The organism is Nonomuraea sp. NPDC004186, from assembly GCF_053603495.1.
Map to the genome: position 1 here is coordinate 178,146 of NZ_JBSGFQ010000002.1, position 12,368 is coordinate 190,513.

Below are 12,368 nucleotides of genomic sequence, written 5' to 3' on the forward strand. Positions count from 1 at the left end.
GGCCACATTCCCACTCGTACAACGTCCAGAAAGGGGCCATCGGTTTCCCATCCAACGGTCTCGAATCGGCTTCAGTTTCCCCTCAACCGGCCAGCGGCAGAACCTCGGCGCTCTTCAGCCCGGCCAGCGCGGCACCGGACACGGCCAGTTTCGACCTGCGCACGCCGCTCCCGATCACCACTCTGGGATGCTCCGCGACGTGCGTGTCCACCAGGATGGGCCAGTCTGCGGGCAGGCCCAGCGGGGTGATGCCGCCGTACTCCATGCCGGTCAGCTCGACCGCGTCGGCCATCGGCGCGAAGCTCGCCTTCCGGGCGTCGAGGTGGCGGCGGACGACTCCGTTGACGTCCACGCGCATCGTCGCGAGCACCATGCAGGCCACGTAGCGCGTCTCGCCGCCGCGCTTGGCCGCGACGACCACGCAGTTGGCCGACTCGTCGAGCGTCACGCCATACCGCTCGCAGAACGCCGCCGTGTCGGCCAGCTCAGGATCGATCTCGGCCACTTCGACGCCCTCCAACTCCGGCACGGCGAGCGCGACCGGGTCGGCCAGCAGGTCGGTCCGGTCGTTGGCGGGCACCCAGTGCAACGCCATCCCCATCTCCTCGATTTTATCTCCGCAGATCGCTTCTCCCAGGAGCCTACGGTGGCCGCGGGGGTGGCGTGCGGCGTCAGGCGGACTGCAGCACTCGCTGGTGCAGCTGGGTGACGGCGCTGCGGGCGGACTCCATGGCCCCCGCCTGCCATGCGATCAGATGGGTGAGCCAGTCGCCCGCGAAGTAAACCCTTCCGGCGGGGCGTTGCAGAAAAGTGAAGGACGAATCAAAGTCGGGCCAGCGCACCCAGCCTCCCTGGATGTGCGGCTGGCGGTCCCAGGCGATGGAGACGCCGGACAGGAGGTTCTGGCGGTATTTGTCGCCGTGGATCTTCTTGCCCTGGGTGAGCGCTCTGCGCCTTCTGTCCTCGGGGGTGAGGGCTGCGTACAGCTCGGCGTTCCGCTCGGTGTTGTAGTAGCCGACGAGGAGGCCGCGCTCGGAGTGGTAGCCGTGGGACGGGTACCAGATGTGGGTGATGTCCAGGTCGGTCTCGGTCACGCCGCCGTAGATGCGGTCCTCCAGCTCCCACCAGCGCCGGCCGTACTCCAAGCCGATCTTGCCGGCGGCGACCGGGATCGGGGTGCTGAGCGCGGTGGTGACCTGGGCGCCGAGGTTGTGCGGGATCTTGGCGAGGATGTGGGGCGGCAGGGCGGCGATGCAGTAGTCGGCCTTGATGCCGCCGCCCTCCCAGGCGACCTCGACGCCGTCCGCCAGGCTGGTGATCTTGGTGACCTTGGCGCCGGTCCTGATCCGGTCGCGGCCGACCGCCTCCGTCAGCTTGGTGACGATGGCGTCCATGCCGCCGACGGGCTGGAACATGGGCGTGGCCTGTTCGTAGCCGAAGTCGTTGGTGATGGCCCGGCCGGTGCCGGCGGCGAGGACCTGGTGGAGGGTGCCCGGAGCGTCGAGGGGGGTGCCGGTGTCTATTGCCGGATATTTCGTGAAACCGCGGCGCATGGACCCTTCGTATTCGTGCTTCGGGCCCAGGTCGCCGAATCTCCGGAGAAAGTCGAGCAGCGTCTCCTGGTCGGCCTTGCTGACGGTTTTGTCCAGCGCACCGACATTTGTCGCTTTAGCCAGTAATTCAGCGATATAGCCATACATGTCGGCTCGGGCCGTGCGCGCCCGCACCGTCCGGCTGTTGGTGTGCACGTAGGCGGCGGCGTTGTTGTTGACGAAGGTCTCGATGGGGACGCCCAGCTCACGGCAGTAGTCGAGGGTCACCATCCAGGGGGCGATCCGGCCGGGGCCGGCGTTGAAGTAGACGCCCTCGCCGAACTTCACGTCCTGGGCGGGCCCGTTCAGCTCGGCCAGCCGGTCGCCGCCGCGCAACGTGAGGTTCCGCCCGCCCGGCTTCTCCCTGGCCTCCAGGAGCGTGCAGTCGTACCCGGCCTTGCCCAGCTCGTACGCGGCCGTCAGCCCCGCCACCCCGGCGCCGAGGATCACGACCTTCGCCGCCCCCTTGCCGCTCAGGCTGAAGTCGCCCGGCCTGGGGGCGGCGAACTGCTTGTCCTGCTCGGACGGCGCCAGTCCGAGGGCGCCCATGGCGGCGTACATGGCGCCCGCGCCGCCCACCGCCCCGATCCCGACGAGCAACCCCCGCCGGGTCAGCGCCGCACCCTCCACGCCGCCGTCTCCCCTCCGCACTCCACAGAACCGCTCCGCACCATACGTCCGGGGTCAGCCGTACGGGCCGCTGCCGCAGGCGATCTGGCCGCCGATGGTGGCGAAGATGCCGAACAGGGCCATGACCTGGGCGAAGTCGTCCGTCGTGAACTCGATGTGCCGCGGCCCCACCGACTTCACGCCCGGGATCAGCGCCACGGCGGCCGCGATGGCGGTGGAGTTCCACTCCACCCCGAGCGTGTACGGCGCAGCCACCGCATAAGGCGTGAAGTCGCTCAACCGGTTGAGCGCACGAGCCGTCGCCTCACGGATCCTTGCCTGGGCGACGCTCGGCGGCAGCAACTCGGCGGAGAACTTGTCGATCCCCTTCTTCACCGCGACCGTCTCGACGTCGCCGAGCAGCTCGCGCGCCTCTTCCCCGACGGCCTCGTCCCCGGCCACCAGCACGACCGGCACCCCGTGGAACCCGGCGCACGCCGCCACGAGCCTGGTCTCGCCGCACAGCTCGCCGTTCAGGTAGACGTTCTGGATCTCCTTGCCCATCCAGGTGTGGTTGAGCACGCCGTGCGGCACACCCGCGCGGGCGTGGTAGCCGACGAAGCACGCCGCCTGGAACGAGCCGTCGAGCCCCTGGGCCATCCGCTGCGCCTTGCCCGGGCCGCGGATGAGGCTGGCGCGCGGGTCGAGCAGGTCGATCCGGAGGTTCTTGGTGGAGCCGTGGGCGTCGTTGACCAGGACGCCGGCCGCCCCGGCGTCGAAGGCCCCCTCGATGGCGGCGTTCGCGTCGGCCGTCATCAGCTCGCAGCCGCGCTCGTACCCACGCTTGCCGGCGTGCATCTCCTCGGGGTCGGTCAGCCCCGTGACGCCCTCCATGTCGACGGACAGATAAACCTTCACGCGTTCCCACTCCTCATCAAGCGCCCCATGTCTCCACCCGCCGGACCTCGTCCTCCGTCATGAGCCCCACGTGCTTCTCGACGAACGCCGTGGCCTCCTCGCGCCACCGGTCCGGGATCTCGGCCAGGGCCCGCGGGTAGCAGCGGTCCAGCCAGGCCGTCGACTCCTCCGAGACGTCGAAGTAGTCGAGCGCCTTGGCGAAGAGCGTGTTCTCGATGCCGGGGACGCGGGCGAACCCGTACTCGATCATCTCCTGCCCCCCGTACGGCGGCTTCTTGAGGTACTTCTGCGCGACAGGACGGTCGGCGGTGATGGGGGTGTCGAGGGGGCGGCGCTCGACGGCCGCCTGGATGAGCTCCTTGTAGAGGCACTTCCCGCAGGTACGGCACGGGCCGTCGGTGCCGCGCAGGCACCAGCGCACGTAGTCCTTGAGGTCGGACCCCAGGGCCAGGCGCATCGTCGTCGCCTCGCTCACCCCGCCGACGGGGAGCACGATGTGCACGCCGGCGGCGGCGAACAGCCGGCCCCACCTGCCGTGCGGCGACCACATGGGGTTGTCGGGCGTGTAGCGCCACAGGTAACGGCCCCCGCCGAGCCAGCGCGAGCCGAGCTCGTAGCCGAAGCCCAGCCCGCCGAGGTCCAGCTGGTCGGCGAGCAGCAGCGCGCCGGCCGCGACCGCGTGGTGCTCCGGGTAGCCGGGACGCGGCTCGGCCAGGGTGAACTCCAGGTCGGAGGTGACCGTGCTCAGCTCGCGCCCGGTCTTGGCGGCGAGCTTGGCCAGGACGTCCGACCGGTAGTGGGACCAGCGGTTGGGGACGCGCGGGTGCGGCACCCGGCGGAAATGCACGAACGGCGCCTGCGGGTAGACGGTGGCCGCCGCCACGGAGTCCGCGCCGCCGCTGTACGAGATCGCGAGCCGGGCCCCGGGGCGGCGCGGCTCGGCCCCCACCGGACCGGCCTCGACGCCCCACCCGGAGTGCAGGGCGTCGGCGAGGTCGGCCGAGATGGCGCGGTCGAAGGAGATGCGCTTCCTCGTCCACGGCGCCACGACCGTCCAGGCGGCGACGGCGAAGAGGTCCGGGTGGGCGTCGCCGGGGACGCCGCCGATGGAGCAGGAGTTGATGGCCAGCTTGATGGGGTGCTCGTCGGAGGCCTTGCCCGTGATCTCGTCCTCCGCGTCGAGGCGGAAGGTCAGGCTCGTGCCGGTCCAGGTCACGCGCACGGCTGCTCCCCCGGTTGCCCGGAAGCGCTTCCGGAGCGGAGGTCGTCGATGGCCTGCCAGACCAGGACCTCGTTCTGGAGCACGCCGTCCAGCGCCTTCGCCGTCTCCTGGGCGAGCCGGTGGGTGTCGTCGAGCTTCGCCTTGTCGGCCCTGCCGATCCCGGAGCCGGTCGGGCGGGCGTTCCTGAGCCGCTCCACCTCGCTCTGGAGGGTGGCCATCTCCCGCCGGACCGTCTGGACCTCCCAGAGCGCGTCCCTGATGTCCTGACGGTGGTCGGAAATGGAGATGTAGCGGGAGTCGAACCACGTACGCACGGCCTTCCGGAGCCGCGCAGGGACCAGGACGCGCATCATGAAACGCCACCATACTGGCAAACCCGCGCCCCATAGGACGAGCCGTTCGAATGGGTCGACTTTCCCTTTTCAGCGACCGGTGAACTTGGGCTTGGCCTTCTCCGAGAAGGCCCGCATGCCGATCTTGGCGTCGTCCGTGGCGAACAGTCCGGAGAACTGCAGGCGCTCGATCTCGAGCCCCGTGTCGAGGTCGGCCTCCAGACCCTGATCGACCGCCTGCTTGGCGGCGCGGAGCGCTACCGAGGGGCCGCCGACGAACGTGGCCGCCCACTCAAGGGCGGCCGTGTAGACCTGCTCGTCGGGCACCACCCGGTCCACCAGGCCCAGGTCGAGGGCCTCGGCGGCGGGCACGTGGCGGCCCGTGAAGATCAGGTCCTTCGCCCGCGCCGGGCCGATCAGGCGGGGCAGGCGCTGGGTGCCGCCCGCGCCGGGGATGAGGCCGAGCAGGACCTCCGGCTGGCCCAGCTTGGCCGACTCCCCCGCGACCCTGAAGTCGGCGCAGAGGGCGAGCTCGCAGCCGCCGCCCAGCGCGTAGCCGGTGACGGCGGCGATGACCGGCTTGCCGATCCGCGCGACCTCGGTGAAGCAGGCCTGGAGCGTACGGGAGTGGGCGGCCATGTCGGCGTAGGACATGTCGGCCATTTCCTTGATGTCCACGCCCGCGGCGAAGACCTTCTCGCCGCCGTAGACGATCACGGCCTGCACCTGCGGGTCGGCGTCCACCTCGCGGGCCGCCTCGACGATCTCCCGCTGGACCTGCATGTTGAGGGCGTTCATCTTCGGACGGTCAAGACGGATCGTGGCGATCTGGTCGGCCACCTCGACGCTCACAAACTCACCCATGAGCCGAACCTAACAGAGTGATCGCGTTCGTCCATGGCAGCCACGGTCAACGGGCGGCTGAGATCACCTCGTCCACCGTCTTCCTGCTGCGGGAGGCGCGGACGAGCGCCGCCGACAGCCGGGCCAGCTCGTCGCCGGAGTGGGCCAGCGCGGCCAGCGGACGCGCCTGGCGGGGCAGCCCGAGCTTGCCCGCACCCTCCAGCACCCGCTGGTCCAGGTGCGGCGCGACCTGGGGCCACACGGCCTGGACCTCGCGCAGGAAGATGTCGGCCCCCGTCGGGCCGATGCCCGGGAACTCCGTCAGCAGCGCCGCGATCCTGCGGTCGTCGCCGCCGGCCTCCTCGCGCAGGCGGCGCAGATCGCCCTTCCAGCGATCGAGGAGCAGTTCGGCGCCCTTGCCCAGCATCGTCGAGGTCCGTTCGTCGTAGCGGACGTAGTGGCCGCGGTCCAGCGCGTCCACCCGGTCCTGCCAGCTCGCCTCCCGCATGGCCTTCGGCGTGCCGTACCCGGCCCCGAACAGCTCCCTGGCGCCCGCGACGGCGACCTCGGCCGAGATGCGCGCGCTGAGCAGCGTGGCCAGGACGAGCAGCTGGTAGAGGGGCTTCGGCTGGTCGGCGAGTTTGATGCCGGCCTCGCGGGCGAACGTCCGGCCGAATCGGTCGAGCAGCACGTCCACGACGGCTTTCTCGGTCTTGCCCATGCCCGCCCGCTACCCGGGGCGTGTCGTGACATGCCGGGTTTGGGGTGGAGGTCGCTGGGGAGGCGGAGGGTTGGCGACTGCGAAGGAGCTAGCCGTGCTGACCTTGACTGACAACGCCGTCGAGGCGATCCGCGATCTGATGGTCGGAGAGGACGTGCCCGCCGACGCGGGCCTGCGCATCTCCCCGAAGCCCGACGAGGCGGGAACGCTGGAGCTCTCGCTGACGAGCACACCGGAGGCGAGTGACCAGGTCGTCGAGAAGGAGAACGTCCGCGTCTTCGTCGCCGAGGACGTGGTCGAGATCCTCGACGACAAGGCGCTCGACGCGCAGCCGGGCGCGCCGGGGCAGCCGATGTTCCGGCTGGGTCGGCGGGCCTGACAGGGCTCAGCCGAAATCGGGTCCGGTCTCGGGCGGGCGCACGTCGCCCAGCCCGAACAGGCCCACCAGCGTCCCATCCACCCGGGTGACGACGACGTGGTCCACCTTGGCCCGGTCCATGCGCCGGACCAGCGGTTCGAGCTCCTCGCTCGGCCGTACGGCGGTCACGCCGACCCGCATGGCCCGCTCGGCGACGCCGTTCAGATCGGCGCCCTTGAGCTCGCGCGAGCCGATGACGCCCTGGACCACGTCGTCGTCGTCCACGACGACCGCCAGCCCGGCCGGGTCGGCGATGATGCGCTCGGTGATCTCGTCCAGGGGGTCGCCGAGGGCGGCCCTCACGGGGTCGCGGCGCAGGTGCCGCGACACCAGCGTGGCCGTGCCCTCGTAGGGCAGGTCCGCGGAGAGCCAGTCCATCTTGCCCTGCCGGTAGTCGTACACGTGCTCGAACCCGAGGTGGTCGAGCCGGTGGGCGGCCCGCGGGCTCAGGTCGCAGAGCCAGTCGTGGCAGTAGACGACGACCGGCCGCGCCGGATCCAGCTCGCCGGCGGATGTGCGCATCGCGGCGAGCGGCAGGTGCACGGCCCCGGGCAGGTGCGCCCACGCGTATTCCTTCTCCGGCAGCACCTCCACGAGCTGGGCCCGCCGGTTGGCGACCAGGTCCCGCACGGCTTCGCGATCGATGATGTTCGTCATGGCCTCCCCCTGCCCTCAGACGGCGATTCGTGTCACGATGACGAGGCGTCCTATTCAGGGAGTGCCCGATGTGTGACGATCCGCTGCTGCCCGCCTCCGTGGCCCGCGCGCTGGCCGACTACCGTGAGCTGCGGGACGCGCACGGCCCCTGCTGGGGCGAGCCGCCCATCCCGTACGTCGTCCAGGCCTGGGCCACCGTCTTCCTCGACCGCCGCCACAACTACTGGGGCGCGGGGCTGCGCCAGCTCGCCGGGCGATATTCCCCGGAGGAGGCCGAGGACCATCTCGACGAGGTGGATCCGGAGCGGGCGGTGCGGGACGCGCTGGCGGGCGACGTGCTGGACAACCTGGCCGCGCTGCGCCTGACCCCCGAGGGGTTCGCGCTGGAGGCCGTCACCCGGGTGGTGCTGGACGACCGGCCCTTCCGTACGTCGCTGCTCCTCGACTCCAGCGTGGACGAGCCGGTCACGGTCGTCGTGGACGGCACGCCGTACGAGGTGCCTCCCCATGGCGCCCGGGTGGCCGGCCTGGAGCGGGACGTCAGCGTGAACGGGGAGCCCGTGGACCTGTCGCCGCTGCGCAGGCGGGCGGAGGCCGCCACGATCAGGGTGCGGGCGGGGTTCCCGTGCCGGTGGAGCGTGACGGGAGCCGGCGGGCAGGGCTGGTACCCCGAGGGCGCCCCGCCCAAGGTGGACGTCCACCGCAGGCCGTTCTTCCACGGCGACGACCTCGTGATCGCCGTGCCCGCCGAGCCGGTCACGGTGGCGGTGGCCAGGGGCATGGAGTACACCTCGTCCGAGGTCGTGATCACCCCCGAGGCGGGCGCGGAGACGCTGGTCGAGCTGGCCCCCGAGCGCCTGTACGACGCGGCGGCCCGCGGCTGGTACGGCGGCGACCTGCACGTGCACCTCAACTGGATGGGCGAGGAGCCCGCCGCGCCCGAGCTGGCCGCGGCGGCGCAGCACGGCGAGGACCTGCACGTGCTCAACCTCGTGGCGGGCAACGTCGCGAGCGGGCGCGTCTACGACGTCGAGGCGCTGGAGCACTGGGTGGGCAAGGACCTGCCCTGGTCCGACGACAGGCACCTGGCCAGGCTCGGCGTCGAGTACCGCAACGACGTCGTCGGCCACCTGACCGCGTTCGGCCTGCGGGAGCCGCCGAGCCGCTACCACGCGGGGTTCGAGGGCACGGTCGACTGGCCGCCGAACTCGGTCGCACTGGAGGAGCTGCGCCGGCTCGGCGGGGTGACGGGGTACGGGCACCCGTTCCACACGGCGTTCTCCGACGACGACCCGCCGGACGTGATCCTCAACACCGGCCGCAACTGCGCGGCCAGGGAGATCGTCGCGGACGCCGCGCTCGGCCTGATCGACACGCTCGACGTGCTCAACCACTCCTCGCTCGCGGCCACCGCCACCGTCTTCCGCCGCCTGATCGGCGCGGGCAACAGGCTCACGGTCACCGCGGGCACCGACGCCGTGCTGTCCTTCTGCCGCCGCGGCACCGCGTCCAGCCCGCCGGGGTGGGAGCGGGTGTACGCCAATGTCGCGGGCCCGCTCACCGCCGAGTCCTACGCCGAGGCGATCCTGCTCGGCCGCACGTTCGCCACCACCGGGCCGTGGCTGGAGCTGACCGTGAACGGGCACGGGCCGGGCGACACGCTGGAGCTGGCACCCGGGCAGCGGGTCGAGATCGTGGTCTCCTCGATCGGGCCCGAGGTCGAGTCGCTGGAGATCCGCACCGCCGACGGCGTCCTGGCGCAGGGGCCGCCGGGGCGGCTGGTCGCGTCGATGACGGCGGGCGAGCCGACGTACGTGGTCGCGGTGGCCTCGGGCGGGCCCCACCCGCGCACCGTGCACCGGTCGGGGGCGTACGCGCACAGCAGCCCGGTGTACGTGGACGTCGCGGGCGGGCACGTGGCCAGGGAGGCGGACGTGCGCTGGTGCCTGGCGTGGCTGGACCGGCTGGAGGTCCTGCTGCGGCGGTACGGCACGTTCGAGACGCCCGCCCAGCTGGACGACCACCTGGAGCTGTACGAGCGCGCCAGGGCCGTCTACCGCGCCCGACTTCCCTAGGGCCCGGCTTCCCTAGGCGAGACCCGCGACACGCGCGTGTCGGCGGAGTGGCTTCGTGAAGTCGTGGCGGGTCTATGATGTTGGAAACTGAAGCGGCTCCGGTCCCCGGTCGCCGCCGGGCGAAGCGTTCGGAGGTCGGCGCATGCTGGAGTCGCAGTGGGCCCGTGACACGTTCGGGCAGCGGGTGCCGGCGATCAGACAGGCGATCGCCGAGGCGCTGTCGGTCGCGCTCGACAACGCCCGCGACGCCCAGACGGCCGCGCAGACCGAGCACACGCACCCGTTCGGGTTCACGCTCATGTCGCGCAAGTTCGAGGCGCTGGCCAAGGCGTTCGAGGACATGGGCGACGTGCGGATCATCAAGCCCGCCGGGTCCCCCCACGAGCTGGTGGTGCTCGACGGCAAGCTGCTGTTCCCGTTCCGCTATGCCAAGGACCGCTCGATCGGCGTGATGAGCGCGCGCATCGGCGAGGGCCGCCCGTCGGCGCTGGTGCAGGCGCTGTTCAACCGGTTCGGGCCCGAGCCGCGGATGCGGCAGCTCTCGCTGCACGACCTCGCGCCGCAGGCGGTGCCGGTGGCCGAGGCGCTGTCCGACCTGCCCGACGACACGAGCCTGGTGCTGATCGCGTACGCGTGCAACGCGCACGCGGGGCTGCTCGACGCCTGGTGGGGCGAGGCCGAGTTGCTCGACCGCACCGGCAGCCTGCGCTGGCACGTGTGCGAGCCGATCCCCCTGGCCCAGGACGCGACGACGGCCGGGCAGTCCGGGGCGCAGCCGGCCGCGTTCGACCAGGGCGCCCTGCCCACCCCGGCGCTCAACCCCCGCACCGGGGCCGGGCGGCTCACGGCGCCCGTCAGCGAAGCCGTACCGATCACCAGGGCAGAAGCCGCCGGCGGTGAGTGAATTCAAGACCGGCGCGCCGACCCCCCAAGCCGTCGCCGACGCGTTCGACGCCACCCGCCTCACCCAGGCCCGCCATCTGGCCGCGCTCACCAAGAAGGAGGTGGCCGAGCTCCTCGGCGTCTCCCCCGCCGCGGTCGGGCAGTACGAGGCGGGCGTCACCCGCCCGCGCCCCGACCTGGTCCCGCTGCTGGCCGAGGCGCTGGCCGTGCCGATGGCCTTCTTCCTGCCCGGACGGCCGCACGGCAAGCTCGACGGCTCCATGGCCCACTTCCGCAGCCTGCGTTCCACCCGCGCCTACCAGCGGGCCAAGGCCGTGGCCTTCGTCGAGCAGGTGTGGGAGCTGACGTACGCGCTGGAGAAGCGGATCCAGCTGCCGGCCGTCGACCTGCCCGGGTTCGCGGGCGGCGAGATGCACTCGGCGCTGCCGCGCGACCCGGCGGGCGCGGCCCGCGCGCTGCGGGCCCACTGGGGGCTCGGCACCGGCCCGGTCAGCCACCTCGTACGCCACATGGAGTCCCACGGCATCGTCGTCGCCTTCCCCCGCCACGACCCCGACGCGGTCACCGTCGACGCGTTCTCCACCTCCAGCCTGCCGCGGCCGATCGTCGTGCTGACCCCCAACCGGTTCGACGACATCTACCGCCACCGCTTCACCGCCGCCCACGAGCTGGGCCACCTCGTCCTGCACGGCGACACGGCGGCCGGTGACAGCCATCAGGAGCGCGAGGCCGACGCGTTCGCGGCCGAGTTCCTCACGCCGCGCGGCAGCATCCTGCCGCAGCTGCCGCAACGGGCCGACCTGCGCAAGCTCGCCGAGCTGCGGCGGACATGGGGGGTGTCGGTCGACTCGCTGCTCTACCGGTGCCGCGAGACCGGGCTGATCTCCGACTCCGCCGCCGGCCGCGCCTACCAGCGCCTGGCCGCCCTGCGCGACCAGCCGGGCTTCACCAACGAGCCCGTCTCCGGCTACCCCGGCGAGCAGCCGGTCCTGCTCGCCCACGCCTTCGACCTGGCCACCCGCGAGAGCGACCTGACCGCCGCTACCCTCGCCCGGGAGCTGGCCTGGCCCATCACCCGCGTACGCGAGTTGATCGGCCTGCCCGACCAGCGGCCCTCACTGAAGCTCGTCCTCTAGCCCCGCGCCGATGGCGTCCAGCTCCGCGACCGCGTCCGGGGGCAGGACCAGGTCGGCGGCGGCGACGTTCTCGCGGAGATGGGCCGGGGACGAGGTCCCCGGGATGAGGACGATGGTGGCCGAGCGCTGCAGCAGCCAGGCCAGGGCGACCTGCTGGGGTGAGACGCCCAGGCGGGCGGCCACGTTCCGGAGCGTCTCCGACTGGAGCGGGGTGAAACCGCCCAGGGGGAAGAACGGCGCGTAGGCGATGTTCTCGGCGGCGCACCGCTCGACGAGGGCGTCGTCCTGCCGGTTCGCCACGTTGTAGAGGTTCTGCACGGTGACGACGGGTGCGATGGACCGGGCCTCGGTGAGCTGGGCCGTGGAGACGGCGCTGAGGCCGAGGTGGCGGATCAGCCCCTCCTCGCGCAGCTCCGCCAGAGCCCCGAACTGCTCCGCGAGCGACTCGTCGGTGGTGCCCTCGTGCGTGACCACGCGCAGGTTGACGACGTCGAGGACGTCCAGGCCGAGGTGCCGGAGGTTCTCGTGCACCGCGACCTTGAGGTCCGCGGGGTCCTGAGCGGGCATCCACTCCCCCTGGGGACCGCGGCGCGCGCCGACCTTGGTGACGATGCGCAGGTCTGCCGGGTACGGGTGCAGGGCCTCCCTGATGAGCTCGTTGACGACCGCGGGGCCGTAGAAGTCGCTGGTGTCGATGTGGTTGATCCCCAGTTCGAGGGCTTCGCGAAGCACGGCGATGGCCTGGTCGCGGTCTTGGGGCGGACCGAAGACGCCGGGGCCGGCCAGTTGCATGGCGCCGTAGCCCATGCGGTTGAGGGTGAGGTCGTCCGCAAGCGTCAGCGCCTTATCCGACATTTCATGATTTCCTCTCATTCCGTGGACACTCTGCAACGTGCCTGCTCCAGGGGGGAGTACCCGCTGTTCCAGCGTCGCAGGACCCTG

Annotated in this window: 13 protein-coding genes; 4 read left to right on the forward strand and 9 right to left on the reverse strand. The window is 71.8% G+C overall.

Features of this window, described 5'->3' with window-relative positions; translation table 11 throughout:
• Positions 1–82: 82 nt before the first annotated feature.
• The 7 genes from ACWEPL_RS02440 to ACWEPL_RS02470 form a co-directional block, all read right to left on the reverse strand.
• Positions 83–601, reverse strand: a complete 519-nt coding sequence (locus tag ACWEPL_RS02440; RefSeq protein ID WP_350729537.1) for a YbaK/EbsC family protein — start codon at positions 599–601, stop codon at positions 83–85.
• Positions 602–671: 70 nt separating this feature from the next.
• Positions 672–2,222: a flavin monoamine oxidase family protein gene (locus ACWEPL_RS02445; protein WP_363976281.1), complete on the reverse strand. Its 1,551-nt coding sequence runs from the start codon at positions 2,220–2,222 to the stop codon at positions 672–674.
• 54 nt (positions 2,223–2,276) lie between these two features.
• On the reverse strand, positions 2,277–3,119 hold the full coding sequence (locus ACWEPL_RS02450) for a M55 family metallopeptidase (RefSeq protein WP_350729534.1): 843 nt from the start codon (positions 3,117–3,119) through the stop codon (positions 2,277–2,279).
• A 16-nt stretch (positions 3,120–3,135) separates the two neighbouring features.
• Entirely contained in the window at positions 3,136–4,341 is a 1,206-nt protein-coding gene (locus tag ACWEPL_RS02455; protein WP_350729532.1) for a DUF6395 domain-containing protein, read from the reverse strand.
• Complete coding sequence (locus ACWEPL_RS02460; RefSeq protein WP_452434802.1) at positions 4,332–4,694, reverse strand: hypothetical protein; 363 nt, start codon at positions 4,692–4,694, stop codon at positions 4,332–4,334. Before ACWEPL_RS02460 ends, ACWEPL_RS02455 begins: the two co-directional genes overlap by 10 nt.
• Before the next feature lie 69 nt (positions 4,695–4,763).
• The gene (locus tag ACWEPL_RS02465; protein ID WP_452434804.1) at positions 4,764–5,537 is read right to left on the reverse strand and encodes an enoyl-CoA hydratase/isomerase family protein; all 774 of its coding nucleotides are present in this window, start codon (positions 5,535–5,537) and stop codon (positions 4,764–4,766) included.
• A gap of 46 nt (positions 5,538–5,583) precedes the next feature.
• Positions 5,584–6,237, reverse strand: a complete 654-nt coding sequence (locus ACWEPL_RS02470) for an endonuclease (RefSeq protein WP_363976291.1) — start codon at positions 6,235–6,237, stop codon at positions 5,584–5,586.
• Positions 6,238–6,331: 94 nt separating this feature from the next.
• On the opposite strand from ACWEPL_RS02470, the gene ACWEPL_RS02475 reads away from it, so the two are divergent.
• Positions 6,332–6,616, forward strand: coding sequence for a Fe-S cluster assembly protein HesB (locus ACWEPL_RS02475; RefSeq protein WP_350729526.1), 285 nt, complete (start codon positions 6,332–6,334; stop codon positions 6,614–6,616).
• A gap of 6 nt (positions 6,617–6,622) precedes the next feature.
• Here the strand turns inward: ACWEPL_RS02475 and ACWEPL_RS02480 are convergent, their stop codons facing one another.
• Complete coding sequence (locus ACWEPL_RS02480; RefSeq protein WP_363976294.1) at positions 6,623–7,312, reverse strand: rhodanese-like domain-containing protein; 690 nt, start codon at positions 7,310–7,312, stop codon at positions 6,623–6,625.
• 68 nt (positions 7,313–7,380) lie between these two features.
• Between ACWEPL_RS02480 and ACWEPL_RS02485 the strand changes: the two genes are divergently transcribed.
• The 3 genes from ACWEPL_RS02485 to ACWEPL_RS02495 all read left to right on the forward strand — a co-directional run bounded on the left by ACWEPL_RS02485 (position 7,381) and on the right by ACWEPL_RS02495 (position 11,426).
• On the forward strand, positions 7,381–9,387 hold the full coding sequence (locus ACWEPL_RS02485) for a CehA/McbA family metallohydrolase (RefSeq protein WP_452434807.1): 2,007 nt from the start codon (positions 7,381–7,383) through the stop codon (positions 9,385–9,387).
• Between the two features lie 142 nt (positions 9,388–9,529).
• On the forward strand, positions 9,530–10,291 hold the full coding sequence (locus tag ACWEPL_RS02490; protein WP_363976300.1) for a hypothetical protein: 762 nt from the start codon (positions 9,530–9,532) through the stop codon (positions 10,289–10,291).
• Positions 10,284–11,426, forward strand: a complete 1,143-nt coding sequence (locus tag ACWEPL_RS02495) for a helix-turn-helix domain-containing protein (protein ID WP_350729519.1) — start codon at positions 10,284–10,286, stop codon at positions 11,424–11,426. Before ACWEPL_RS02490 ends, ACWEPL_RS02495 begins: the two co-directional genes overlap by 8 nt.
• Here the strand turns inward: ACWEPL_RS02495 and ACWEPL_RS02500 are convergent.
• Entirely contained in the window at positions 11,406–12,281 is an 876-nt protein-coding gene (locus ACWEPL_RS02500; protein ID WP_363976303.1) for an oxidoreductase, read from the reverse strand. The genes ACWEPL_RS02495 and ACWEPL_RS02500 overlap by 21 nt on opposite strands.
• Positions 12,282–12,368: the final 87 nt, after the last annotated feature.

Coding starts and splice junctions, on each gene's coding strand:
- ACWEPL_RS02465 (WP_452434804.1), bottom strand. CDS start 5,537: ATGGGTGAGTTTGTGAGCGTCGAGGTGGCCGACCAGATCGCCACGATC.
- ACWEPL_RS02440 (WP_350729537.1), bottom strand. CDS start 601: ATGGGGATGGCGTTGCACTGGGTGCCCGCCAACGACCGGACCGACCTG.
- ACWEPL_RS02500 (WP_363976303.1), bottom strand. CDS start 12,281: ATGTCGGATAAGGCGCTGACGCTTGCGGACGACCTCACCCTCAACCGC.
- ACWEPL_RS02470 (WP_363976291.1), bottom strand. CDS start 6,237: ATGGGCAAGACCGAGAAAGCCGTCGTGGACGTGCTGCTCGACCGATTC.
- ACWEPL_RS02490 (WP_363976300.1), top strand. CDS start 9,530: ATGCTGGAGTCGCAGTGGGCCCGTGACACGTTCGGGCAGCGGGTGCCG.
- ACWEPL_RS02480 (WP_363976294.1), bottom strand. CDS start 7,312: ATGACGAACATCATCGATCGCGAAGCCGTGCGGGACCTGGTCGCCAAC.
- ACWEPL_RS02460 (WP_452434802.1), bottom strand. CDS start 4,694: ATGATGCGCGTCCTGGTCCCTGCGCGGCTCCGGAAGGCCGTGCGTACG.
- ACWEPL_RS02485 (WP_452434807.1), top strand. CDS start 7,381: ATGTGTGACGATCCGCTGCTGCCCGCCTCCGTGGCCCGCGCGCTGGCC.